The organism is Glycomyces artemisiae (genome assembly GCF_003002955.1).
In the GTDB taxonomy this organism is placed as follows: Bacteria; Actinomycetota; Actinomycetes; order Mycobacteriales; family Micromonosporaceae; genus Glycomyces; species Glycomyces artemisiae.
Map to the genome: position 1 here is coordinate 86,623 of NZ_PVTJ01000014.1, position 24,113 is coordinate 110,735.

A 24,113-nucleotide genomic window follows, 5' to 3' on the forward strand; every position below is an offset into this window, starting at 1 on the left:
GCGAAAGCCCGAAATCCGCCGAAAATCGAACAAGCGGCCCAGGGTCGAAACCCCGGGCCGCCCGTCCCGCTATGCCCGTTGCCCGCGCCGCGGCGGCGGCCCGAACACCGGCCGGTACTCCTCGAACTCAGTGGTGAACAGCGCCAGGCCCTCCGTCAGGCCTGGGAGGCGCCGCTCCACGCCGTGGACCGCCTCGGTCGGCAGGAACCCCGACACGTACCCGGTCGTCTCGGTCGAGAACTGGCCCTTGATGTCCGCGCGGGCCTCCCCGAGCGTCTTCAGGACCGCGTTGCCGGTGCCCGCCGGGAACTCCACGTGGAAGCGGTTGACCGGCTCGCACACGACGGTGCCCGACTCGCGGAGCATCACGTCGAGCAGGTACATCGTCGTGTCCCTGAAGTGCGCGGCCGTGCTCGTGCGCCCGATGTACCCGGTCGCGGTCAGCCACACCTTGCAGTCGGTGACCGCCCAGCCGTACAGGCCGCGCCGCAGGTACGCGAACACGCCCTCCTCCACGGCGTTGCGCAGCGCCCGCGTCAGCGAGCCCCGCTCCACTTCGAGCCCGTAGTGCAGGCCCGAGCCGGGCTCGCCCGGCTCCAGGCGCAGCCCCACGGTGGCGACGTTCGTCGTCTGCGCCCACTGCCCCATCTCGTGCAGCGCCGACGCGGGCTTGACGGGCCGCTCGACGTGGATCGCGCGGGTCTCCTCGAACTCGACGCCGATGCCGAACTCCTCGTCGAGGAGCGAGGCCACGACCTCCTTCTGCACCTCCCCGTACAGGCGCACCGCCATCTCCTCGGACAGCTCGTCCAAGTGCGGGTCCACGAGCGGATCGCGCTCGGCGAGGCTGAGCAGCGCCCGGTTGAGCGGGACGCGGTCGTTCGGGTCGGCCGGGCGCACCACGGTCTCCAGCGTCGGCGGCGTGAACAGGCCCCCGCCCGCCAGGCCGTCCGGCGACCCGATCGCGTCGCCGATGCGGATGTCGCTCAGGCCCTTGACCTTCGCGATCGAACCCGGCCCGGCCTCGCCCGGGACGGTGGCCGTGCCGTGGTCGAAGACCTCGACCGCGGTCACCTTGCCCTCGTGCTCCTCGACCGCCCCGTACTCGCCGCGCCGGTACGCCGTCAGCGCGTCGCGCGGCGCGATCCGGCCCGCGCGCATCCGCACATAGGCGATCTTCTGGCCGACGTGCTCCACCTTGAACACGGTGCCGACCGCCTCGGCCTCCGGATCCCCTTGCGGCACGGGCAGGTAGCGGCGGATGCCCTCGGTCAGTTCGGCCGCCCCCGTCCCGGTCACCGCCGACCCGAAGTACACCGGGTGCACCTGCCCCGTGCGGACCTGCGCGGCCAGTTCCGCCTCGTAGTCGAGCGCCCCGGGGTCGTCGAGGTACGCGGCGAGGAACTCGTCGGAGCCCGCCGACAGCAGGTCCGCGGCCCGGTCCGCGAAGGCGCGCTCGGTGAACGCGAACGGGACGGCCCGCGCATCGCCGGTGCCGATCGCCTCCACCGTGCCCATCGGCAGCAGGTTCGGGCTGAGCATCGAGGCGAGGTCGTAGAGCAGGCCCGCCTCGCGGGCGCCGCGCCGGTCGACCTTGTTGACGAACAGGAGCGTCGGCACGCCGAGCCGCTCCAAGGTGCGGAACAGGACCCGGGTCTGGGCCTGCACGCCCTCGACCGCGGAGACCACCAGGACCGCGCCGTCGAGCACGCGCAGCGCGCGCTCCACCTCGGCGATGAAGTCCGTGTGCCCCGGCGTGTCGATGAGGTTGACGGTGGTGCCGCCCAAGCGGAACGCGACGACGGCCGACTGGATCGTGATCCCGCGGCGGCGCTCCAGCTCCATCGAGTCGGTCTGCGTGCTCCCGGAGTCGACGCTCCCGACGCGGTCGATGATCCCCGCGTCGAACAGCAGTCGCTCGGTCAGGCTGGTCTTACCGGCGTCGACGTGGGCGAGAATCCCCAGATTCAAGAATGACAATGACAGTCCTCAGAGCAGAGTTCGGCTGGATTCGCTGGGTGAACTCCGAAGTCCGGCGCATGTCGGACCCCTCTCTGCATCGATTCGGACTGAATACCGGCGACGCTAAACGCCCTCCCGCGATGCCGCAACCGGTTTTCCGGACGGGCGGTCCCGGGTTAGGCTCCGCACCATGGGCACGAGCGAGGACACCATCCAGCGCGCACTGACCGACGCCGACGTCGAAGCCGCCAACCGGCTCACCCGGGCCTGGCTTGACGCCCGCGCGCCGCTCCCGGTCATGTCAGGGTTCGGAGTGTGGCCGCTGCTCGCGGTCCTCGCGACCGGCGCCGTCGGCGACACCCGCAGCGAACTCCTCACCGCCGCCGGGCTCACCCCCGAACGGGCCGCCGAGATCCCGGCGGCCCTCGTTGACGCATTGCGCTCCACCGGCTCGATCCGCCTCGCCCTCGCCGTCTGGGCCGGCGCCCGCGTCACCCTCGACCCCGACTGGACCGCCCGGCTCCCCGTCGACGCAGTCGGCTCCCTCACCGGCGACGCCGCCGCAGACAAGGCCGCCCTCGACGACTGGGCCTCCCGCAGCACCGGCGGCCTCATCGACCGGATGCCCCTCGACTTCTCGCAGCCCATCGACCTCGTCCTGGCGAGCGCGCTCTCAGTACGCACCACCTGGACCACGCCCTTCACCGACGTGCGCCGCTCCTTCAAGACCGGTCCGTGGGCCCGCCTCGGCCAGTGCCGCGGCCTCTCCGCGACCCTCGGCGCCGATCTGCTGCGCGTCGGCGACCACCTCTCGATGCTCACCGTCCCCGGCGACGACGACATCGACGTGGTCCTCGGCCTCGGGCCCGAAGGCCGCGACCCCGGCCTCGTCGTCGCCTCGCTGCTCGCCACGGCCGAGGACCCCTCGCACACCCGGCCCGCGAGCGGCCTCGCCGTCGGCGACCGCGCCATCGGCGTCGAGGTCACCGAGCACCGCGCCGCCTATCCGCAGACCCGCCCCGAAGTCGACGTCCGGACCGTCCGCTTCGACGTCTCCTCCGACCTCGACGTCCTCGACGCCGCCCGCCCGCTCGGCCTCGCCCTGGCCTCCGACGAGGCCCGCGCGCGGTTCGACCGCCTCGCCGCCGAACCCACGTTCGTCAGCCAGGCCCGCCAGACCTGCCGGGCCGTCTTCAGCGCCACCGGCTTCGAAGCCGCCGCCGTCACCGCCATGGCGATGACCCGCGCCGCGGGCCTGCCCCGCCGCGACCACCGCCACGTCCGCATCGGCCTCGACTTCAACCGGCCCTTCGCCTTCCTCGTCCGCCACCGCCCCACCGGACTCGTCCTCTTCACCGGATGGGTCGCCGAACCGGAGACCGCATGACCACCGCACTGCACGAAGCCCTCACCCCCGCCGACGTCGCCGCCGCGAACGCCCTCACCAGGCGCTGGCTCGCCTCCCGCGACGAGATCCCCGCGGCCGCTTCAGGACTCGGCATCTGGCCGCTCCTGGCGATGCTCGCGAACGGCGCGACAGGCAAGACCCACAGGGAACTCCTCGCCGCCCTCGGTCTCGACGCGACCCGCGCCGCGGCCCTGCCCCGCCGCCTCCTCGACGGCGCCCGCGCCGCCGACGGCCTCAACCTCGCCCTCGGCGTGTGGGCCGGGCCGGAGGTCGTCCTCGACCCCGACTGGACCGCAGAGCTCCCGGTCGAGGCGATCGGCTCCCTCACCGGCGACGCCGCCGCAGACAAGGCCGCCCTCGACGCCTGGGCCGCCGCGAACACCGACGGCCTCATCGAGACCATGCCCGTCGACCTCGACGCCGACGACCCGATCGAGCTGCTCCTCGCCAGCGCCCTCCTCGTGCGCACCGAATGGGCCGTCGAGTTCGAGGAGACCTCCCACGCGCCCTTCGCGACCGGACCCTGGTCCGTCCTGGAGCGGCCCCGGATCCTCCGCGCCACCTACGGCGAGGACGTCCTGCGCGTCGCCGAGGACGCCACCGTGCTCACCGTCCGCGGCGACGGCGACATCGACGTGCTCCTGGGCCTCGGCCGCGACGACCTCGCCCCGCACGAGGTCATGAGCGCCCTCCTCGACGCCGCCGACCCCTCATGGGGCCGCTCGGCCACTTCACTCGCGGTGGGGGAGCAGGCGATCGGCGTCCGCGTCAGCGAGTACATGGCGGCCTCCCCGCAGACCGGCCCGGAGATCGGTGCGACCGCGGTCGCCTTCGACGTCACCGCCGACCTCGACTTGACCGGCGACGCCGAGGCGCTCGGCCTCACGCTCGCCGCCGACCGCGAACGCGCCCGCTTCGAGCGCCTCGCGGCCCGCAGGCTCTTCGTCTCCCAGGCCCGGCAGTCGTGCACGGCCCGCTTCGGCCCCACCGGCTTCGAAGCCGCGGCCGTCACCGTGACGGCCATGGCGGGCTACGGGTTCGCGCCGGTCTTCGAGCACCGCCGCGTCCGCGCCGATGTGGTCTTCGACCGGCCCTTCGCCTACATGGCCGTGCACCGGCCCACCGGGCTCGTCCTCGTCGCCGGCTGGGTCGCCGAGCCCGCCCTCGCGTGAGGGCTCGGGCTCAATCCCCCTGCCACGCATGCCAGAGGCCCGCGTAGACCCCGCCCGCGGCCAGCAGCTCGTCGTGCGTCCCGGCCTCGGCGATGCGGCCGTCCTCGACGACCGCGATCCGGTCGGCCGAGCGCGCGGCCTGGAGCTGGTGCGCGATGGCGATGACCGTGCGGCCAGCGAGCGCCGCCGCCAGCGACGCCTCGACCCGGCCCGCGCTGGCGGGGTCGATCCCGGCGGTCGCCTCGTCGAGGATCACGATGTCGGGGTCGGCGATGACGACGCGCGCGAGCGCGATCTGCTGCGCCTCAGCCGTAGTGAGCTTGCGGTGCTCGGGGCCGAGCATCGTGTCCAGGCCCTCGTCGAGGGCCCAGCGGGCGTCCACGCGCCGCAGAGCCTCCTCCAGGCGGTCGTCCCCGGCGTCGGGCGCCGCCAGGATCAGGTTGTCCCGCAAGGAGGCCGTGAACACGTAGTGCTCCTGGGTCACGAGCACCACGTGCCGCCGCAGCTCCTCCACGCCGATGTCGTACACGGGGACGCCGCCGAGCGTCGCCGTCCCGGTGCGCGGCCTGTCGATCCCCGCGAGGAGCCGCGCGATCGTGGACTTCCCGGCCCCGGAGGGCCCGACGACCACGAGCCGCTCGCCCGGCGCGGGGTGCAGGCTCAGGCCGTGCAGCACGTCGGGGCCGTCGCCGTACCCGAAGGTCACGCCGTCCATCCGCAGGTCCGCGCCCGAGGGCCGGGCCTCGCGCGGCTCGGCGGGCACGAGGTTGACGCCCTCGATGCGCGCGAGCGCCGCCGCGCCCTGCTGGAACTCGCCGAGCTGGGTCATGACCCCGTTGGTGGGGTTGGCGATCCGCACCGTCACCGTGATCGCGGCGATCGCGGTGCCGAGCGTCAGCCCGCCCTGGAAGTACCAGATCCCGGCCGCGAGGGTCACCAGCACCAGCTGGCCGCGGTTGATCATGAGCAGGAGCGTGAAGAAGCTCGTCTGAAGCTTGACGACCCGCAGCATCCGGTCCATCATCGCCTGCCCGCGGCCGTACCCGAGGGCCCGCCGCTCCTCTTGCAGCGCAAGGGACTCCACCGTCCGGGCCCCCGCCCCCGACGCGCTCACCGTCTCCGCGGCCTCGCTCATCGCGGCCCGCTGCTCCAGGAACGCGGGCGCGGCCCGGCGCAGGTAGCGCCGCGCGGCCAGGTACAGCGGCGGCACCGTCACCAGCGCCACCAGGCCCAGGACCGGGCTGGCGACGAACGTGGCCACGTACAGCACGACCACCTCGATGACGAGGGTCGCCACGGTCGGCCCGTTGTCGCGCAGCATGTCGGCGACGACGTTCACGTCGGAGGCGGTCCGCGTCCCCAGGTCGCCGCGCCCGGCCCGCTCGACCTGCACGAGCGGCAGCCCGAGGACCCGCTCCACGACCGACTCGCGCAGCCGCGCGGCGGCCCGCTCGCCGAACCGGTACCCCGAGAGGCGCCCGAGGCGGCTGAGCACGAACTGGACGCACACGCACGCGAGGATCACCGCGCACACGAGGTTCACCTGCGCGCCGCTCCAGCCCGCGCCGATGCCGTCGACGACCTTCCCGAGGAGGATCGGCACGGACACGCTGAACGCGGCCGCGAACAGGTACAGCAGCAGGACGGCCGAGGCCCGGCCCTTGTCGGCGGCCAGGAGCCGCCCGACGGCCCGGCGGACCTCCGCGGGCCCGGCGACCGGCAGGCGGTCCTGCGCCGGAGCTGTTGCCATGGTGCTCATGTGTTCTCCATCGGGCCGCGTCAGTCGACGCTGTGGGAGGCGAGGCGGCGGTAGTCGGACTCGGCGAGGAGTTCGGCGTGCGTGCCGGTCGCGTGGACCTTGCCGTCGACCATCCACACCGCGAGGTCGGCGTGCGCGAGCCACAGCGGCGACGCGGTGACCACGAGCGTGGCCCGCCCGGCGCGTGCGGCGGCGACGCGTGCGGCGATGAGCGACTCGGTGTGGGCGTCCACCGCCGACGTCGGCTCGACGGCCAGGAGCGTCTCCGGTTCGGCCGCAAGGGCTCTGGCGAGGCGCAGGCGCTGGCGCTGGCCGCCGGAGAGGTTCCGGCCGCCCTCCTCGACGGCGCGGTCCATCCCGAGCGAGGCCACGTCGTCGGCGCACGCGGCCGTGATCGCCTGCCGCGCTTGAGGTTCGGGCACGCGCATGGTGGACGCGAGCGTCCCGGTGAACAGGTGGTCCTCGTCGGTGAGGAGCATGATCCGGGCGCGGACCTCGGCGAGCGCGTACGACTCGACGGGCTCGTCGCCCCAGGTCGCCTCGGAGTCGCGGTAGCGGGCGAGCCGCTCGCACGCCTCGGCGGCGTGCGCGGTCTCGGCGGTGACGACCACCGTCAGGCCCGAGACCGGCACGGCCAGGCCGGAGTCGGGGTCGCGCAGCTCGCCGCCGCCGTCCCGGGCGGTCCCGGTGTCGGCGAGGTCGGGTCCGATGTTCAGGACGCGGACGATCCGCTTGGCCGCGACCCAGGCCGCGACGAGGTACTGGGAGGTGCCGACGAAGTTCCCGGAGACGGCGATGAAGATCGTCGCGAAGCTGAAGGCCGAGGCCAGGCCGCCGATGCTGATCGCGCCGTCGGCGGCGAGGGTCGCCCCGACCCAGGTGATGACCGCGACGAACACGATCGGCATGGAGTGGCGCAGCGCGTGGATCCACGAGCTGGGCCCGGCGACCTCGTACCCGTTGCGGCGCAGGTCGTCCGAGCGCTCGCGGTACCGGGCGGCGAACAGCACGTCGCCGCCGATGCCGCGCAGGACCCGCAGGCCCCCGACGATGTCGGCGGCGTGCGCGGAGAGGTCGCCGATGCGGGCCCGGTAGTCCGACTGGCGCGACTGGAGCCGCCCGAGGAGCGGCCCGGCGATGAGCGCGGTGACGACGCTGCCGCTGATGAGGACGGTGCCGAGGAGCGGGTGGATCGACCACACCAGCGCCGCCCCGACGATGAACATCACGAGCGTGTTGAAGAAGAACCCGGCGTCGCTGACCGCGCGGGCGGCGCGCCGCGCGTCCTCGCTCGGCAGGTTGAGCAGCTCCCCGGCCGAGACGCGGTCGCGCACGGCCGTCCCCGAGGTGTTCAGCCGGTCGGTCAGGGCCCGCACCAGGGACCGCTGGTTCCGCGCCTCGACGGCGGAGAACTGCCGGAACCCGTTGGCCCACAGGATGGGCTGGGCGACGACCAGGACCGCGGCGGCCCCCAGCCACATCGCGAAGTCGGACGCCGAGCGGGCGATGAGGCCCTCGTCGACGATCTTCCCGACGATCCACAGCTGCGGCATCGACGTGCACGACGCGCCCGCGTAGAACAGGAACCCGAGGAGCAGGCGCGCCCGGTTCGGCCGCGCCTGCGCGAGGAGGAGTCGCAGGGGTGTCTGCGGCGGTGGTGCTGGGGGCATGGGACCGAAGCTTACCTGCCGACCGGCTGTCGCGGCTCCTTCAATTCCGCACGCCGGGACCGTCCCGGTACCGCCCAGTTTGGAAGCGCGCGGCGTTGGGAACCCACGGTCCACCATCGACCCCCGATGTGACTTTGTGGAAGGACAGGTCATGCCTTACGTAGCCTCGCGCCACAACTCGCTCATCGCACACGTCGTCACGATCGTGTTCGGCCTGATCGCCCTGATCATCCTGCTGCACTTGGCGTTCGTGCTCCTGGAGGCGAACGCCGGGAACCCGCTGGTCGCGTTCTTCGCCGACCTCGCGAACTGGTTCTCCTGGCTGTTCCGCGACATGTTCACCGTCGACGACCCGAAGGTCCGCGCCGTCGTCAACTACGGCCTCGCCGCCCTGGTCTACCTGCTCATCGGCGGCGCGATCGCCGGAGCCGGCCGCCGCTGGGCCCACGACTGAACCGCCGCGTCCGTCGGACCCGTGCCCTAGGGTCGACCCATGAGCGAGCACTGGCATGCGGCGATCCTGGGGCAGCTGGAGTTCTACTGGGACTTCCACCTGCGGCCCCGCCTTGAGGGGCTCACCGACGACGAGTACTTCTGGGAGCCGGTCGACGGCTGCTGGTCCCTGCGCCCCGACGCCGACGGCGTCCTGCGCATGGAGCAGTCGTTCCCGGCCCCCGAGCCGCCGCCGTTCACCACGATCGCGTGGCGCATGACCCACGTCAGCCGCGACGTCCTCGGCATCCGCGCCCGCGCGTTCTTCGGCCCGCACGAGGGCCTGGAGGACGCCCACATGTTCGACCAGCGCCTGTGGCCCGACCCGCTTCCCGCCACGGCCGCCGACGCCGTCGCCGTGCTCGAACGCTCCTACGCCCACTGGCACGACGCCATCGCCGCGCTCACCCCCGCCCAGTTCGACGCGCCCCTGGGCCCCAAGGCGGGCGACTACGCCGACGACCCCGTCGGCGCCCTCGTCCTCCACCTCAACCGCGAGACGATGGCCCACGGCGCCGAGATCTGCCTCCTCCGCGACCTCTACCGCGACCGCCCGGCGCAGTGAAGGGCCCGAGCGTAAACCGCTCGGGCCCTTCGTCATCCGCAGCTAGTCGGCGTCGCGCATCCGCAGGAGCTTCCGGGCCTCCACGGTGGTGATCGCCGGGCGCTGGGCCAGGGACGCGGCCGCCGCGGCACGGGCCACGAGCTGGTCGTTGCCGGTCACCGGCTGGCGGCGGGCGAAGGAGGTGGTGTCCTCCATGCCGACGCGCAGGTGCCCGCCGTGGGCGAGGGACGCGAACATGACCGGGATCGTGGTGCGGCCGATCCCCGTGGCGGAGAACGTGGTCCCCTCCGGCAGGTACCGGCGCACGCCCTCGGCGAAGGCGGTCACGGTGGCGGCGTCGCCCGCGGCGCCGCCGGGGACGCCGAGGACGAAGTCCACGTGGACGTGGTCGCCGAACGGCAGGCCGTGCTTGTCGAGCAGCCGCTCCAGGGACGCGAGGTGCCCGAGGTCGAACAGCTCGTACTCGGGGACGACGGCCAGCTCCCGCATCCGCTCGTGGAGGCGCACCACGAACTCCCAGCGGTTGGTGAACACGTCGTCGCCGAAGTTCACGGTGCCCATCGTGCACGAGGCCATGTCCGGTTCGGCGTCGAGGACCGCGAGGCGGGCCTCCTCGCCGTCGCGCACCGACCCGCCCGTCGACAGCTGCACGATCAGGTCGGTCGAGTCCCGCAGGGCCGCAACGGCATCGCGCAGGCGCACCGGGTCGAGCGTCGGCTTCGCGTCGTCGTCCCTCAAGTGCACGTGGACGATCGACGCGCCGGCCGCCTCGCACTTGACGGCCGTGTCGACGAGCTCGTCGAGCGTGACCGGCAGGACCGGGACCTCGGCCTTGTCGACCTCCGCCCCGGTGGGCGCCACCGTGATGAGCGTCCCGGTCATCCGACCTCCGCCGCCTCGTCCTGGCGCGCCGCGGCCTGGCGCGAGCGCACCGCGGCCGCGTTCCCGGCCTCCTTGACCTCGCGCGGGGCGTGCATGTTCGCCCACCACTGCTGCCCGGCCTTCGGGAGCGTGTCGATCGGGTCGTAGAACGGGTACCGCCGCGTGAGCGCGTCGGGGTCGTTCGCCTCCAGCGAGGTCCGGTAGTTCTTCGTCCAGTACGAGATCCCCAGCTCCCGGTCGTACTCGGAGAGCTGGTGGACCCAGCGCTTCCCGACCATCGGCACGTCGCAGATGATCCGCGGCGTCGCGTACCCCGGCAGGTACCCCATGATCGCGGTCTGGAGGTCCTGCGCCTGCGCGACCGAGGTCCGCCAGTGCTCGGCGTTCGGGATCATGTCGCACATGTAGAAGTAGTACGGCAGGATGTTCGCCTCGCCCTGGAGCGCGAAGCACAGGTCGAGCAGGTCCGCCTGGGTGTCGTTGACGCCGCGCATGAGCACGCCCTGGTTGCGCACGTCGCGCACGCCCGCGTCGAGCATCGCGGCCGCCGCGCGCGCCACCGCCGGGGTCACCGAGTTGACGTGGTTGACGTGCGTGTGGATCGCCAGGTTCACGCCCTGCCCGGCCGCGCGCTTGGCGACGCGGGCCATGCCCTCGACGACCTCGTCCTGGAGCCAGTGCTGCGGCAGGCCCATGAGCGCCTTCGTCGCCAGGCGGATGTCGCGGATCGTCTCCACGTCGAGGAGCCGGTCGAGGAACCGCTCCAGCTGCTTCCACGGCAGGTTCGCCACGTCGCCCCCGGAGACCACCACGTCGCGCACGCCCGGGTGCGCCTGGAGGTAGTCGAGGATCGCCGTCTGCCGGTCCACCGGCTTGAGCGACAGCCGCCGCTTGTCCACCGTCGGCGTCGAGTTGCCGACCAGGTCCATGCGGGTGCAGTGCCCGCAGTACTGCGGGCACGTCGACAGGAGCTCGGCGAGGACCTTGGTGGGGTAGCGGTGCGTGAGGCCCTCGACGGCCCACATGTCGTGCTCGTGCAGCGAGTCGCGCGCCGCGAATGGGTGGGAGGGCCAGTCCGAGCGCCGGTCGGAGGCGACCGGCAGCATGTACCGGCGCACCGGGTCGGCGTAGAACGCGTCCGTCCACGAGCCCGGCGCGGTCTCCTCGACCGCCGGGACCATCGTGTTGAGCATCTGCGGCGGCAGGAGCATCGACATCGTCGCCGAGTGCGCGATGTCCGACTCCAGGTCCTCGTAGAACGAGTCGTGCAGCCGGTCGCCCAGGACCGCCCGCAGCTGCTTCACGTTCTTCACGCAGTTGACGCGCTGCCACTGCGCCGAGGCCCAGTCGGCCTCGGTCACCCCGGCCCAGCCGGGGAACCGCGTCCAGTCGGGTTCGACCAGCTCACGGCGCCGGTACTGGTAAGGCTGTTCGATCACGACGGGCTTCGATGCCTCGTATGGTCGATCGGCCACGTTCTCACCTCCATGCCCGGGATGTTCGGCCCGGGGAAACGTCGCGGGCGGGGGTAGACCGCCTTGTGACGAGGATAACCTTCCGTTACAGTTGCTCGCTAGGTCTCGCATATTGAGATTCGATCAACTCCCGTTACGAGAAAGGGCGGCAACGATGTCGACAGGCTCACCGGTCGGATCGCACCGGGTCGTCAGCCCCGCCGGAGCACTGCCACAAGCGGCCGACCGGCTCGACCCCCACCCCGAGATCGCCGACGACGAGGTCCGCGTCAGCGTCGAGCGCCTCAACCTCGACGCCGCCTCCTACCGGCAGCTCCGCACCAAGCACGACGGCGACGGCGACGCCGTCCGCGCCGAGGTCCTCGCCATCATCGAGGCCCGCGGCAAGATGCAGAACCCCGTCACCGGCTCCGGCGGCATGCTCATCGGCACCGTCGACGCCGTCGGCCCCCAATCCCCGCTCGGCCTCAAGACCGGCCAGAAGATCGCCACCCTCGTCTCCCTCACCCTCACGCCCCTGCGCATTACTGACGGTTTGGAGCGCTGGGACGGCACTTCCGAACAGGTCCCCGCAGCCGGCACCGCCATCCTCTTCGGCCGCTCCATCGCCGCCCCCCTCCCCGACGACCTCCCCGAGGAGCTCGCGCTCGCCGTCTTCGACGTCTGCGGCGCCCCCGCCCTCGTCCGCCGCGTCGTCTCCCGCCGCTACCACTCCGCGCCCACGGTCGCCGTCCTCGGCGCCGCCGGGAAGTCCGGGTCCCTCTCCCTCGCCGCCGCCAAGGACGCCCGCGCCGCCGAAGTCCTCGCCGTCGTCCGCGACCAGGACGAAGCCGACCGCGTCGCCAAGCTCCGCATCGCCGACCAGATCGCCGTCGCCGACGCCACCGACCCCCTCGGCCTCGCCGACGCCGTCAACGAGGCCCTCCGCGGCCGCGGCGCCGACGTCACCGTCGTCTGCGTCGACGTGCCCGGCTGCGAGCACGGCGCGATCCTCTCCACCGCCACCGGCGGCACCGTCGTCTTCTTCTCCATGGCGACCTCCTTCCCGCAGGCCGCCCTCGGCGCCGAAGGGCTCGCCGCCGACGTCGAGATGCTCATCGGCAACGGCTACACCCCCGGCCACGCCGACTACGCCCTCCACCTCCTCGACGAGCATCCGGGCCTCAGAGCGCTCTTCGACGACCGCGTCGCCGGGCGGCACTGACATGACCGGACCGCTCCTGCCGCTCGACGCCGGCCTCGTCGCCCGCGCCCGCGCACTGGCCGCCAAGGCCGCCCAGCCCGTGGTCGACCTGGCCCGCAGCCACACCACCGTCTCCGTCGAGCGCGCCACCCTGCGCCTCGCCGGACTCACCGGCGCCGACCCCGACGGCATCCCCTGGGTCAACCGCCTCGCCGACGCCGTCCAGGACCAGGTCGGCATCGAGCACGGCATCGCCCTCCCGGTCTTCCACGCCCTCAAGGACTTCCCGGACCTCGAACGCCTCGCCCACGCCGCAGCCGCAGGCGGCGTCCGCTTCGAGCTCGCCAAAGACCAAGCGGCCCGAGCCGCCCGCGACCGCGCAAACGCCGCAGTCGGCCAGGGCTTCGACCGCATCGACGCCTCCCGCGCCCGCCGCAGCCGACTCGTCGGCGAGATCGGCGACCCGCCCCAGCGCCCCTGGATCTACCTCATCGTCGCCACCGGCGACATCTACGAGGACATCCCGCAGGCCCAGGCCGCCGCCAAGGCCGGAGCCGACGTCATCGCCGTCATCCGCTCCACCGGCCAGTCCCTCCTCGACTACGTCCCCGAAGGCGCCACCCGCGAGGGCTTCGCCGGGACCTACGCCACCGGCGAGAACTTCCGGCTCATGCGCGCCGCCCTCGACGAGACCTCCCGCGAGGTCGGCCGCTACATCCGCCTCACCAACTACGCGTCGGGGCTCTGCATGCCCGAGATCGCCGCGCTGGCGGGCATGCACCGGCTCGACATGATGCTGAACGACTCGATGTACGGCATCCTGTTCCGCGACATCAACCCGATCCGCACCTTCGTGGACCAGCGCTTCAGTCGCCAGGTCCACGCCCGCGCCGGGATCATCATCAACACCGGCGAGGACAACTATCTGACGACGGCCGACGCGGTCGAGGCCGCGCACACCGTCACCGTCTCGCAGCTCCTCAACGAGCGCTTCGCGCACGAGGCCGGGCTCCCCGACGAGCTGCTCGGCCTCGGACACGCCTTCGAGATCAACCCCGAAGTGCCCGAGTCGTTCCGGCTCGAACTCGCGCACGCGCTCCTGGCCCGCCAGCTGTTCCCCGACGCGCCGCTGAAGTGGATGCCGCCGACGAAGCACATGACCGGCGACGTCTTCCGGGGCAACCTCCTCGACGGGTTCTTCAACCTCGCGGGGGTCATGACCGGGCAGTCGATCCTCCTGGTGGGCATGATGACCGAAGCCGTGGTCACCCCCTGGCTCTCCGACCGCGACATCGCGCTCCAGAACGTGCGCTACGTCCTCAGCGCATGCGCCGGGCTCGCCGAGGACTTCCACCCGCCCGCCGACGGGTTCATCGCGAACCGCGCGAACCACGTCCTCGGCGAGGCCGTGGCCCTCCTCGGGAAGATCGTGGACGACGGCCTGCTCAACGCCATCGCCGACGGCACCTTCGGCATCATGAAGCGCCCCGCCGACGGCGGCCGCGGCCTCGACGGCGTCGCGAAGCGCGCCGACGACTACTGGAACCCCGCGGCATCGATCTTGGACGGAGGCGCCGAATGAGCCGCATCGTCCGCCCCTACGGCGACACCACCGGCGACGGCATGGTGCAGATGTCCTTCACCCTGCCCGTCCCGCACGACAAGCGCGCCGAGGGCGCCGCGCTCCAGCTCGCCGCGAAGATGGGCCTCGACGGCGCGATGCTCGTGCACGCCAAGCCCATCGGCGAGAACTACACGTTCTTCGTCGTCTACGGCGCGACCACGCACCTCGTCAACCTCGACGACGTCAAGGTCGTCGAGCGCGACTACCCGCACTTCACCCCCAAGGAGGTCAACGACGCCGTCCGCGAGAAGCTCGGCCGCAAGCTCACCGTCGTGGGCGCCTGCATCGGCACCGACGCGCACACCGTCGGCATCGACGCGATCCTCAACATCAAGGGCGTCGCGGGGGAGAAGGGCCTGGAGTACTACCGCGAACTGCGCGTAGTGAACCTCGGCGCGCAGGTCGCCGTCCCCGATCTGGTGAACCGCGCCGTCGACGAGGGTGCCGACGCGGTCCTGGTCAGCCAGGTCGTCACCCAGAAGGACGCCCACCTGCACAACACCCGCGAGATGTCGGCCGCGTTCCGCGAGGCCCTCCCGCCGGGAAAGCGCCCCCTCCTGGTCGTCGGCGGCCCCCGCTTCGACGAGTCCGCCGCCGCAGACCTCGGCGTCGACCGGATCTTCACCCGGGGCACCATGCCCTCCGACGTCGCCTCCTACCTCGTCCACCGACTCGTCTTCGAAAGGCAGCCAGCCGAATGACCGCCGACCACAACGGCACCAAGGTGACCCACCGCCGCTACATCCCCTACTCGCACGCCCACTACGGCGGGAACCTCGTGGACGGCGCGTACGGGCTCGGCATGTTCGGCGACGTCGCCACCGAGCTGTGCATCCTCACCGACGGCGACGAGGGCCTGTTCGCGTCCTACGCCGACGTGCAGTTCCTCGCGCCCGTGCGGGCCGGGGACGTCGTGGAGGCCACCGCGGTCGTCGTCCGCACCGGGAGGCGCAGCCGCACCGTCGAGTTCACGCTCACGGTGGTCTGCCGCGCCGACCCCGAGCGCGGCGACTCCGCCGCGCAAGTCCTCGCGGAACCCATCGTCGCCACCACCGCCACCGGGACGGTCGTTGTCCCTTAAGGAGTGCCGCCCGTGACCGCCGTGATCGTCTGCGCCGACGTCGGCTCGACCTACACCAAGGCCGCCGCCGTCGACGCGGACTCCGGCGCGCTCCTCGGCGCGGCCTCGCACCCGACGACCCTCGGCACCGACGTCATGGACGGCCTGCGCGCCGCCCTCAAGGCCGCGGTCCCCAAGGGCGCCAACGTGATCGACACGCTTGTGTGCTCCTCGGCGGGCGGCGGCCTGCGCCTCGCCGTCATCGGCAACGAGCCCCTGGTGACCGCCCGCGCGGCCTACCGGGCAGGGCTCAGCGCGGGCGCCCGCGTGGTCGACGTGCGCGCCGGGAACCTGACGCCGGCCGACTTCGCGGCCCTCGGCGCCGCCCGCCCCGACGTGGTCCTCCTCGCGGGCGGCACCGACGGCGGCGACGAGACCGCGCTCCGCGCCCACGCCGCCGATCTCGCCGACTCCGGCCTGACCACCCCAGTCGTCCTGGCAGGAAACGCGAACGCCGCCACCGACGTGGCCGCGCTCCTTGAAGCCGCCGGCATCCCGGTCACCGCCGTCGGGAACGTCCTGCCGCGCATCGGATCCCTCAACCCCGTGCCCGCCCGGACCGCGCTCCGCGAGGTGTTCCTGCGCCACGTCATCGCCGGGAAGCACCTCTCGGCCAGCGCCGACTTCACCGCCATGGTCAAGGCCGCCACCCCCGACGCGGTGCTCACGGGCGTGGAGCTCCTCGCCGAGCGCACCGGCGACCTCCTCGTCGTGGACGTCGGCGGCGCGACCACCGACGTCTACTCCGTCCTCACCCCCGACGCCGAACTCCAGGGCCCGCGCGCCGAGGTCGCCGGGACCGCTTGGCGCTCAAGGACCGTGGAAGGCGACCTCGGGGTCCGCCACACCGCCGTCGGCATCGCTGAGGCCGCCGACGAGGAGGACCTGGCGACCGACTGGGACCTTCCCGACGCCGCCCGCAGGCGCGGCGCCGACCCCGCGTTCCGCGCCGACACCGACCGCGAGCGGGCCTTCGACCGGGAGCTGAGCGCGCTCGCCGCGCGCATCGCGGTCCGCCGCCACGCCCGCGGCGAGCGGATCGGCGGCCCCACCGAGCCGCTGCGCGGCGGCAAGGACCTCGCGGCCGTGGGCCTCGTCGTCGGCTCCGGCGGCATCCTGCGCCGCGACCCCGGCGCGGCCGAGTGGCTGCGCGAGGCGGTCGGCGGCGACACCTCCGGGGGCGTGCGCCCGCCGAAGGACGCCCGGTTCACCGTGGACGCCGACTACCGCCTGGCCCCGGCGGGTCTCCTCGCGGCCGAAGGCCGCCGCGACCTCGCCGCGCGCCTGCTGGAGGGCCTGTAGCGGCCAGAGTGGATCGACGGAGGCAACCGATCGCCGCCTCCGCGGCGTATCTCGACTGGAATCCCCACCACGACGAAAGGCAGCCATGCAGCGACGAGACGTAGTCAAGATCGGCGCGGGCCTCACCGCCGCCGGGACCGTCCTCGGCACCGCCGGGACCGCCCACGCCGAGACCGCGGCCGCCGGCGCCCAGGGCGCGGCCGCCGCCATCAAGCGGATCTGGGACCGCGAGACCGCGAAGGCCGGAGGCGTCTGGCAGGGCACGGTCACCCTCTTCGACGGCGGCACGCCGGTCCCCGCCGTCGACCAGGCGTCCACGAGCGTCCAGACCGCCGCCAGCATGAACAAGCTCGGCATCGCGCTCGCCGTGCTCGACAAGATCGACCGCGGCGAGCTCGCCCTCGACGACCGCATCACCTTGACCTCGGACATCATTCTCACCGGGTCCGGGTTCTACTTCCACCAGACCGCGTACGGCGACGAGATCACGGTCGCGAACGTCCTCGTCGCGATGCTCCTGGTCTCCGACAACACCTCGGTGCGGCTGTGCGGCCTCGTCTGCCCGCCCGCCGAGATCAACGAGACCCTCGCGGCGAAGGGCTTCACCGACACCCGCGTGATCCCCAACCCCGCCAACCCGAACCGCATGTGGCTCGGCGACACCACGACCTCGGAGTCGGCCGACCTCCTGCACCGGCTCGCCCTCGGCGAGCTGCTCTCGCCGGAGTCGACCCGGTTCTTCCTGGGCGTCCTGACGGGCCTGTCGGGCTACCACGACGGGTTCCGCCGGGAGATGTCCTCGGCCGAGCGCTCCCGCATCGCCATGAAGTACGGCGCCGACGACGCCAACCGCAACGAGTCGGGCGTCGTCCTCGGCGCCGACGGCTCGCCGCTGCTCGTCTACTCCTTCATGGCCCAGTTCGAGGACCACTGGGACGATTACGGCGCCACGCACCCGGCGGTCCAGGCCCACGCCAAGATGGGCCGGAAGTTCCTCGACCTGGCCGACAGCGCCGGGCTCGGCGCCGCCGCGACGACCCTGTTCGACCCGCAGGACCACGGCGCCGGCACCTCCGGCCTCTAGCACCGGATCGATGCCGCGGCGGACCGCCCGGGGCGAGCGCCCCGGGCGGTTCCGCATGCCCGGCTCCGGGCCCCGTTCGGACGGCCGGACCCTTTTGCGCAGGAGTGATGTACGGTTCGGTGCGTATCCGACACAAAAGGAGTGACCAACAGTGGACGTGGAGCGCACCGAGCTGCCCGGTATCGGAGTGCGGTTCGAATTCGAGACGAAGCGGCATGTCCGCCTCGGCATCGTCGCCCATCGCGAAGGCCGCCGCGACTTCATCATCTACGACCCCGACGACCCCGACTCGATGCTCGACTGCATCGTGTTCTCGGCCGACGAGTCGGCCGCGATCGGCGAGCTCCTCGGCGGCGCCCGCATCGTCGAGAAGCTCAACCGCCTGCACCACGAGATCGACAACCTCGTCTCGCAGCAGCTGAAGGTCGGCGCGACCAGCCCCTACGCCGAACGCCCGCTCGGCGACACCCGCGCCCGCACCCGCACCGGCGCCTCGATCGTCGCGATCGTCCGCGCCGACGGGGTCGAGACCGGCCCGCCGCCCTCGGCGGTCCTCCACGTCGGGGACCGGCTCGTGACCATCGGGACGCAGGAGGCGGTCGAAGGCGTGGACAAGATCCTGCGCGGGATCGAGTAATGCACGGAACCGTCGAGCTCCTCCTCGAACTCGGCCTCCTCGTAGGAGCCCTCGGACTCCTCGGAGCCATCGCCGGCAAGGCCGGCATTTCCGCCATCCCGCTCTACCTCGTCGCCGGGCTCGCCTTCGGGCACGGCGGCATCTACGAGATGCACGCGATCACCGGCTTCCTCGACGTCGGCGCCGAGGTCGGCGTCGTCCTCCTGCTGTTCACACTGGGCCTGGAGTACACCCCGCGTGAACTGCTCGGGACGATGAAGACCTCGTGGCTCGGCGCCGTGGTCGACCTCGTGCTCAACGCCGCCCCCGGCGTCGCGTGCGCGCTCATCCTCGGCTGGGGCCCGATCGCGGCCGTCGTCTTCGGCGGCGTCACGTACGTGTCCTCCTCGGGCATCATCGCGAAGGTCCTCTCCGACCTCGGCTGGCTCGGCAACCGCGAGACCCCCACGATCCTCGCGCTGCTCGTCGCCGAGGACATGATCATGGCCCTCTACCTGCCGATCCTCACCACCCTCCTGGCCGGCCTCGCGTTCGCGCAGGCCGCCTCGGGCCTGGGGATCGCGCTCCTGGCGGTCGCCGGGGCGTTCGTGGTCGCCTCCCGCTTCGGCGGGCTGCTGTCGCGCTTCCTGGAGTCCCCGAACGACGAGATCCTGCTGCTCAAGGTCATGGGCATCGTCCTGGTCATCGCGGGCCTCGCCGAGCAGGTCCACGTGTCGGCCGCGGTCGGCGCGTTCATCGTCGGCATGGCCCTCTCCGGCGAGGTCTCGCGCCAGGCCGAGGAAACGCTGGAGCCGCTGAAGAACCTGTTCGCGGCGATCTTCTTCGTCAACTTCGGCCTGGAGACCGACCCGACCGCGCTCCCGCCGGTCCTCCCGGTCGCGATCCTGCTCGCCGTGGTCACCATCGCCACGAAGTTCGCCACAGGGTGGTGGGCCGCGGGCAGAAGCGGCTCCGCCTTCACGGGCAAGCTCAGAGCCGGGCTCGTCCTGCTGCCGCGGGGCGAGTTCTCGATCGTCATCGCCGGGCTCGGCGTCGCCGCCGGGCTCAACTCGCAGCTGGGCTCGGTCGCCGCCGCGTACGTGCTCATCCTCGCCGCCATCGGCCCGCTCGCCCCGCGCCTGGCGGGCCCGATCGTCGCCAAGCGCCGCAAGAAGGCCCGCGCCAGGCGACTCGCCGACGCCGCGGCCTGACACGCCGGTGGCGGGAGTGGCGACTGCGACTCCCGCCACCGCACAGTGCGGACCGTTACGCGGGCTTGATAGAACTCAGTGATGGCTGAAACCGCGAACCCGCCCCGCCCCGAGGACGAAGTCGTCGACATCGCGCGCGACCTGATCCGCATCGACACGACGAACACCGGCGACAACGCGACCGCGAAGGGGGAGCGCGCCGCGGCCGAGTACGTGGCCGAGAAGCTCGCCGAAGTCGGCCTCGAACCCAAGATCTACGAGTCCGCCCCCGGCCGCGCCTCCGTCGCCTGCCGCTTCCCCGGCGCCGACCCCTCGCGCGGGGCCCTCCTCCTCCACGGCCACCTCGACGTCGTCCCCGCCGAAGCCAGCGAGTGGACCGTCCACCCCTTCAGCGGCGAGATCAAGGACGGCTACCTGTTCGGCCGCGGCGCGGTCGACATGAAGGACTTCGACGCGATGCTCCTCGCGCTCGTCCGCGACTGGAAGCGCACCGGCAAGGTCCCCCCGCGCGACCTCGTCCTCCTGTTCACCGCCGACGAGGAGGCCGGCTCCGACTACGGCGCCCGCTTCATGGTCGAGCAGCACCCCGAGGTCTTCGAAGGCGTCACCGAAGCGGTCGGCGAGGTCGGCGGCTTCTCCATGACCCTCCCCAACGACCTGCGCGTCTACGTGGTCCAGACCGCCGAGAAGGGCCTCGACTGGCTGCGCCTGCGCGCCACCGGCCGCCCCGGCCACGGCTCGATGCTCCACGACGACAACGCCGTCACCCGCCTCACCCGCGCGGTCGCCAACATCGGCCAGCACGACTTCCCCGTCGAGATGACCCCCACGGTCCGCCAGTTCCTGGAGTCGGTCTCCGAGCTCACCGGTGTCGAGTTCGACCCGTCGAACCCCGACGAGGCCGTCGCCAAGCTCGGCCCGATCGCCCGCCTCGTCGGCGCGACCCTCCGCAACACCGCGAACCCGACCCGCCTCAACGCCGGGTACAAGACCAACGTCATCCCCTCGACCGCCGAGGCCGTCATCGACTGCCGCTCCCTGCCCGGCCGCAACGACGAGCTCGAAGCGACCCTCAAGGAGCTCGCGGGCGCGGGCATCGACTTCGAGTACGAGATCCGCCAGCCCGGCTACGAGACCTCCTTCGACGGCGCGCTCGTCGACGCCATGGCCGAGGCGATCCGCCTCGCCGACCCCGGCGCCCGCACCGTCCCGTACATGCTCTCCGGCGGCACCGACGCGAAGGCCTTCGCGACCCTCGGCATCCGCTGCTTCGGCTTCGCGCCCCTGAAGCTCCCCGCCGACCTCGACTTCACCGCGCTGTTCCACGGCATCGACGAGCGCGTCCCGCTCTCGGGCCTCCAGTTCGGCGTCGACGCGATGGACCGCTTCATCACCAAGTCCTAAGCGCTTTGTCGATCCGGCGCGGTGAGCACGCTCACCGCGCCGGTTTCCGCGCGCCCCTTTACAGCCGCTCCCGCAGCGGCCTAGACTTCACGGCGATGTTGATTTACTTCCTCTAGAAGCAGCCCGGTCGCCCGCGTCGAGCACCGCTCCGCGACGGCCGCCACGGCACGCATCACCGAATCCCGAAGCGTTCTCCGCTCGATCCCGCGTGCCTCCGCTCCCTTCACCTTCCACTGCTTTCTGGAGGCGCCCGTGCACCGTCACGTACATCTGTCCCTTGTAGACGTCACCAAGCGCTACGCCGACCACCTCGTCCTCGACCGCGTCGGCTTCGCCGTCAAGCCCGGCGAACGCCTCGGCGTCGTCGGCGACAACGGCTCCGGCAAGTCCACCCTGCTCCGGCTCCTCGCCAAAGTCGAGGAGCCCGACAACGGCGAACTCACCGTCACCTCCCCGGGAGGCGTCGGCTACCTGCCGCAGCAGCTGAACCTGCCCGAGCACCGCACCGCCGCCGACGCGATCGACCTCGCCCTCGCGGACCTCCGCGAGATCGAGGCCGCGATGCGCGACACCGAGCAGGCCCTCGCCGACGGCGACGAGACCGCCGCCGAGGTCTACGCCGACCTCCTCGCGCGCTTCGAGGCCCGCGAAGGCTGGGACGCCGACCTGCGCGTCGACCTGGCCCTGGCCGCGCTCGGCCTGCCCGGACTCGACCGGGACCGCCCGCTCGGGACCCTCTCGGGCGGGGAGCGCTCAAGGCTCATGCTCGCCGCGACCCTCGCGTCCCGGCCCGCGCTGCTGCTGCTCGACGAGCCCTCGAACGACCTCGACGACGCGGCCGTGGCCTGGCTCGAAGCCCAGCTGCGGGACTGGCCCGGCACGGTCGTGGCCGTCACCCACGACCGGGCGTTCCTGGAGGCCGTCACCACCACGATGATCGAGGTCGAGGCCCGCAAAGCCCGCCGCTACGGCAACGGCTACGCGGGCTACCTGACCGCCAAGGCCGTCGAGCGCCAGCAGGCGCAGGCCGCCTACGAGCAGTGGACCGCCGAGGTCGCCCGCCAGGAGGGCATCGTCGAGCACAACGCGGGCCGCGCCGACGCGATCCCGCGCAAGCTCCCGATGGCGAACATGTCCACCGGGGCCTTCCGGGCCCGCAACCGCGACCACGGCGCCGGGAGCCGCATCAAGATCGCCAAGCGGCAGCTCGAACGCCTGCACGCCAATGCCGTCGCGCCGCCGCCGGAACCGCTCCGGTTCGAACCCGCGCTCGCGACCGCCGCGGACGCGTCCGACGCGCCCGCGCTGCACCTCGCGGGCGTCCGGGTCGCCGACCGCCTCAAAGTCGCGGAACTGACCGTGGCCCAAGGCGAACGCGTCCTCGTCACCGGGCCCAACGGCGCGGGCAAGACCACGCTCATGCGAGTCCTCGCCGGCGAACTCGAACCGGACTCAGGGAAGGCCGTGCGCACCGGCGCGGTCGGCCACCTGCGCCAGCTTGCCGGTCCCGGCTCGGGCCGCCAGTCCGTGCTGCGGGCCTTCGCGGAAGGGCGCGTCGGCACGCTCGAAGAGCACGCCGAAGCCCTGCTCGCCTTGGGGCTGTTCGCACCCGAGCAGTTCGGAACCCCGGTCGCGGCCCTCTCCACGGGCCAGCGCCGCCGCCTCGAACTCGCCCGGCTCGTGTCCCGCCCGGTCGACGTGCTGCTGCTCGACGAGCCGACGAACCACCTGTCGCCGGTCCTCGCCGAGGAGCTCCAGGCGGCCCTGGCGTCCTACACGGGCACGGTGGTCCTGGTCAGCCACGACCGGCGGCTCCGGGCGTCCTTCGCGGGGCGCCGCCTGGAGATGGACTCCGGCGTGATCGCCTGAAGCGGGGGAGGGAGGCCCCGCGGTCGCGGGACCTCAGTCCCTTCCTTCCCCGCCGCACGCGACGTGCAATGGAGGCATGCGACACCGAATGCTCGCAGCAGTGCTCGGGGTGTCGGCACTGCTGCTCACCGCGTGCGGTGGCGGCGGGTCACCGGAAGCGACACCGACACGTGAGGGGCCGACCGCCGCCGCACCATCGACCGGGCCGACCGAGCCGTCGACCGCGACACCGAGCGACGGCACCGGGCCGTCGACCCCGGAGGTGGGCGGCCCGGCCGAGTCGTGGCCGACCGGGGAGGTGAGCGCCCCGTTCACTGGCGAGGTTCCTCCTGTGCCGCTCCTCATCGACATCCGCGCCGGCAGCCACCCGTCGGAGGGCTTCGACCGGATCGCTTTCGAGTTCGAGGGATTGCCGGGCTACACGGTCGGCTATGTGTCCGAGGTCGTTCGTGACGGCTCGGGCGAGTCGGTCGATCTGTCGGGGGAGGCGTTCCTCCAGATGGTCTTCAATCCCGCCCAAGCCCATGACGACGAAGGCGAATCGACGCTCGGTGATCCGCCGGTCGAGCCGGTGAAGGTCGGTTTCGCGGCCCTCGACGCTTACGTGCTCACCGGCGACTTCGAGGGCTACGTCTCAATCGCAGTCGGGCTCACCGGCACTCTCGGATTCCATGTGGCCCAATTCAGCCAGTCCGACGGCGACTATGTCGTCTATGTCGACGTGCGACGACCCTGACTCGACGGTGACGGCGACGGCGACGGCGACTATGACGGCGATGGCGGGCGGGTCCTTGGCGGTGTTGCGGTGGCCGGGCAGCAGTCGGGTTGCGGTTCAACCGGGCAACGATGGTAGGGCGAGCGGAGCGGCACTGACTTGTCGCCGGGGCCGGGTCGCTGTCGGATCGGTGTTCGGGCGGTCAGCGACGGCGAAGCGGGGGTTCGGTCGGGCGTGCATTGCCGGGCTGGGGCGGTGATGGGGTTGGGGCTCGGGCGATCAGCGACGGTGGTGGACGGGATCGGTTCGGCGTGTGTCGCCGGGCTGGGGCGGCGATCGGGTTGCGGTTCGAGCAATCAGCGAGGGTGTGGTGGGCGTGGATGGCCCTGGCGTGGTTGCCGTGGCCGGGGCGGTTTCGGGTGCCGGTAGTAGCGATCTGCACGCGGGGGCGCGGCGCCGATAGCGGGCGCGGGTGTGGTGTGGTCGTGGTGCGCATGGTGTCTCACCTCCCTTCGCGGTGCGGCCGTGTCGGCCCTCCTGGCGTTCTCGGCTCCCTTGGCCTTCGACCCCTGGCTGCGGTTCGTCTGCGGGCGCCGAACC

Annotated in this window: 20 protein-coding genes; 15 read left to right on the forward strand and 5 right to left on the reverse strand. The window is 72.5% G+C overall.

All coding sequences use genetic code 11. The annotated features are described in order from the left end of the window. Positions 1–69 precede the first annotated feature (69 nt). Positions 70–1,980, reverse strand: coding sequence for an elongation factor G (locus tag B0I28_RS25520; RefSeq protein ID WP_106366688.1), 1,911 nt, complete (start codon positions 1,978–1,980; stop codon positions 70–72). Between the two features lie 172 nt (positions 1,981–2,152). Between B0I28_RS25520 and B0I28_RS25525 the strand changes: the two genes are divergently transcribed. Both B0I28_RS25525 and B0I28_RS25530 read left to right on the forward strand, forming a co-directional pair. Next, on the forward strand, positions 2,153–3,349 hold the full coding sequence (locus B0I28_RS25525; protein ID WP_106366689.1) for a serpin family protein: 1,197 nt from the start codon (positions 2,153–2,155) through the stop codon (positions 3,347–3,349). After that, positions 3,346–4,542 carry a serpin family protein gene (locus B0I28_RS25530; RefSeq protein WP_181245965.1) on the forward strand — a complete coding sequence of 399 codons (1,197 nt, stop codon included), beginning with the start codon at positions 3,346–3,348 and terminating at the stop codon, positions 4,540–4,542. Before B0I28_RS25525 ends, B0I28_RS25530 begins: the two co-directional genes overlap by 4 nt. Positions 4,543–4,552: 10 nt before the next feature. Here the strand turns inward: B0I28_RS25530 and B0I28_RS25535 are convergent, their stop codons facing one another. Beyond that, positions 4,553–6,301 (reverse strand): ABC transporter ATP-binding protein, encoded by a 1,749-nt coding sequence (locus tag B0I28_RS25535; RefSeq protein WP_106366691.1) that lies wholly within the window; start codon positions 6,299–6,301, stop codon positions 4,553–4,555. A gap of 20 nt (positions 6,302–6,321) precedes the next feature. Further along, entirely contained in the window at positions 6,322–7,971 is a 1,650-nt protein-coding gene (locus B0I28_RS25540; RefSeq protein WP_181245966.1) for an ABC transporter transmembrane domain-containing protein, read from the reverse strand. Positions 7,972–8,122: 151 nt separating this feature from the next. On the opposite strand from B0I28_RS25540, the gene B0I28_RS25545 reads away from it, so the two are divergent. Continuing rightward, the gene (locus tag B0I28_RS25545) at positions 8,123–8,425 is read left to right on the forward strand and encodes a hypothetical protein (RefSeq protein ID WP_219926988.1); all 303 of its coding nucleotides are present in this window, start codon (positions 8,123–8,125) and stop codon (positions 8,423–8,425) included. A 39-nt stretch (positions 8,426–8,464) separates the two neighbouring features. Then, entirely contained in the window at positions 8,465–9,028 is a 564-nt protein-coding gene (locus tag B0I28_RS25550) for a DinB family protein (protein WP_106366693.1), read from the forward strand. Positions 9,029–9,070: 42 nt separating this feature from the next. Here the strand turns inward: B0I28_RS25550 and B0I28_RS25555 are convergent, their stop codons facing one another. Next, the gene (locus tag B0I28_RS25555) at positions 9,071–9,910 is read right to left on the reverse strand and encodes a beta-keto acid cleavage family enzyme (RefSeq protein ID WP_106366694.1); all 840 of its coding nucleotides are present in this window, start codon (positions 9,908–9,910) and stop codon (positions 9,071–9,073) included. After that, positions 9,907–11,385: a KamA family radical SAM protein gene (locus B0I28_RS25560; protein WP_106366695.1), complete on the reverse strand. Its 1,479-nt coding sequence runs from the start codon at positions 11,383–11,385 to the stop codon at positions 9,907–9,909. Before B0I28_RS25560 ends, B0I28_RS25555 begins: the two co-directional genes overlap by 4 nt. Before the next feature lie 154 nt (positions 11,386–11,539). Here B0I28_RS25560 and kdd point away from each other — a divergent pair, with 154 nt between their 5' ends. The 11 genes from kdd to B0I28_RS25615 all read left to right on the forward strand — a co-directional run bounded on the left by kdd (position 11,540) and on the right by B0I28_RS25615 (position 23,534). After that, complete coding sequence (gene kdd / locus B0I28_RS25565; protein WP_106366696.1) at positions 11,540–12,589, forward strand: L-erythro-3,5-diaminohexanoate dehydrogenase; 1,050 nt, start codon at positions 11,540–11,542, stop codon at positions 12,587–12,589. A 1-nt stretch (position 12,590) separates the two neighbouring features. Next, the gene (gene kamD, locus B0I28_RS25570; protein WP_106366697.1) at positions 12,591–14,150 is read left to right on the forward strand and encodes a lysine 5,6-aminomutase subunit alpha; all 1,560 of its coding nucleotides are present in this window, start codon (positions 12,591–12,593) and stop codon (positions 14,148–14,150) included. Further along, a complete protein-coding gene (kamE, locus tag B0I28_RS25575; protein ID WP_106366698.1) occupies positions 14,147–14,893 on the forward strand; it encodes a lysine 5,6-aminomutase subunit beta in 747 nt (248 codons plus the stop codon). The genes kamD and kamE overlap by 4 nt, the downstream gene beginning before the upstream one ends. Continuing rightward, entirely contained in the window at positions 14,890–15,273 is a 384-nt protein-coding gene (kal, locus tag B0I28_RS25580) for a 3-aminobutyryl-CoA ammonia lyase (protein ID WP_106366699.1), read from the forward strand. The genes kamE and kal overlap by 4 nt, the downstream gene beginning before the upstream one ends. A gap of 21 nt (positions 15,274–15,294) precedes the next feature. Then, positions 15,295–16,614 (forward strand): glutamate mutase L, encoded by a 1,320-nt coding sequence (locus B0I28_RS25585; protein WP_106366714.1) that lies wholly within the window; start codon positions 15,295–15,297, stop codon positions 16,612–16,614. A gap of 85 nt (positions 16,615–16,699) precedes the next feature. Then, complete coding sequence (locus B0I28_RS25590; RefSeq protein ID WP_106366700.1) at positions 16,700–17,698, forward strand: serine hydrolase; 999 nt, start codon at positions 16,700–16,702, stop codon at positions 17,696–17,698. A gap of 151 nt (positions 17,699–17,849) precedes the next feature. Beyond that, entirely contained in the window at positions 17,850–18,335 is a 486-nt protein-coding gene (locus B0I28_RS25595; protein ID WP_106366701.1) for a cation:proton antiporter regulatory subunit, read from the forward strand. Continuing rightward, on the forward strand, positions 18,335–19,525 hold the full coding sequence (locus B0I28_RS25600; protein WP_106366702.1) for a cation:proton antiporter: 1,191 nt from the start codon (positions 18,335–18,337) through the stop codon (positions 19,523–19,525). The genes B0I28_RS25595 and B0I28_RS25600 overlap by 1 nt, the downstream gene beginning before the upstream one ends. Positions 19,526–19,606: 81 nt before the next feature. Further along, positions 19,607–20,929: a M20/M25/M40 family metallo-hydrolase gene (locus tag B0I28_RS25605; protein WP_181245967.1), complete on the forward strand. Its 1,323-nt coding sequence runs from the start codon at positions 19,607–19,609 to the stop codon at positions 20,927–20,929. A gap of 270 nt (positions 20,930–21,199) precedes the next feature. Continuing rightward, on the forward strand, positions 21,200–22,798 hold the full coding sequence (abc-f, locus tag B0I28_RS25610) for a ribosomal protection-like ABC-F family protein (RefSeq protein WP_106366715.1): 1,599 nt from the start codon (positions 21,200–21,202) through the stop codon (positions 22,796–22,798). 88 nt (positions 22,799–22,886) lie between these two features. Next, on the forward strand, positions 22,887–23,534 hold the full coding sequence (locus B0I28_RS25615; RefSeq protein WP_146148241.1) for an AMIN-like domain-containing (lipo)protein: 648 nt from the start codon (positions 22,887–22,889) through the stop codon (positions 23,532–23,534). The last annotated feature ends 579 nt before the right edge of the window (positions 23,535–24,113 follow it).

Coding starts and splice junctions, on each gene's coding strand:
- kamD (WP_106366697.1), top strand. CDS start 12,591: ATGACCGGACCGCTCCTGCCGCTCGACGCCGGCCTCGTCGCCCGCGCC.
- kdd (WP_106366696.1), top strand. CDS start 11,540: ATGTCGACAGGCTCACCGGTCGGATCGCACCGGGTCGTCAGCCCCGCC.
- B0I28_RS25540 (WP_181245966.1), bottom strand. CDS start 7,971: ATGCCCCCAGCACCACCGCCGCAGACACCCCTGCGACTCCTCCTCGCG.
- B0I28_RS25600 (WP_106366702.1), top strand. CDS start 18,335: ATGCACGGAACCGTCGAGCTCCTCCTCGAACTCGGCCTCCTCGTAGGA.
- B0I28_RS25555 (WP_106366694.1), bottom strand. CDS start 9,910: ATGACCGGGACGCTCATCACGGTGGCGCCCACCGGGGCGGAGGTCGAC.
- B0I28_RS25530 (WP_181245965.1), top strand. CDS start 3,346: ATGACCACCGCACTGCACGAAGCCCTCACCCCCGCCGACGTCGCCGCC.
- B0I28_RS25590 (WP_106366700.1), top strand. CDS start 16,700: ATGCAGCGACGAGACGTAGTCAAGATCGGCGCGGGCCTCACCGCCGCC.
- B0I28_RS25605 (WP_181245967.1), top strand. CDS start 19,607: ATGGCTGAAACCGCGAACCCGCCCCGCCCCGAGGACGAAGTCGTCGAC.
- B0I28_RS25550 (WP_106366693.1), top strand. CDS start 8,465: ATGAGCGAGCACTGGCATGCGGCGATCCTGGGGCAGCTGGAGTTCTAC.
- B0I28_RS25525 (WP_106366689.1), top strand. CDS start 2,153: ATGGGCACGAGCGAGGACACCATCCAGCGCGCACTGACCGACGCCGAC.
- kamE (WP_106366698.1), top strand. CDS start 14,147: ATGAGCCGCATCGTCCGCCCCTACGGCGACACCACCGGCGACGGCATG.
- kal (WP_106366699.1), top strand. CDS start 14,890: ATGACCGCCGACCACAACGGCACCAAGGTGACCCACCGCCGCTACATC.
- B0I28_RS25535 (WP_106366691.1), bottom strand. CDS start 6,301: ATGAGCACCATGGCAACAGCTCCGGCGCAGGACCGCCTGCCGGTCGCC.
- B0I28_RS25615 (WP_146148241.1), top strand. CDS start 22,887: ATGCTCGCAGCAGTGCTCGGGGTGTCGGCACTGCTGCTCACCGCGTGC.
- B0I28_RS25545 (WP_219926988.1), top strand. CDS start 8,123: ATGCCTTACGTAGCCTCGCGCCACAACTCGCTCATCGCACACGTCGTC.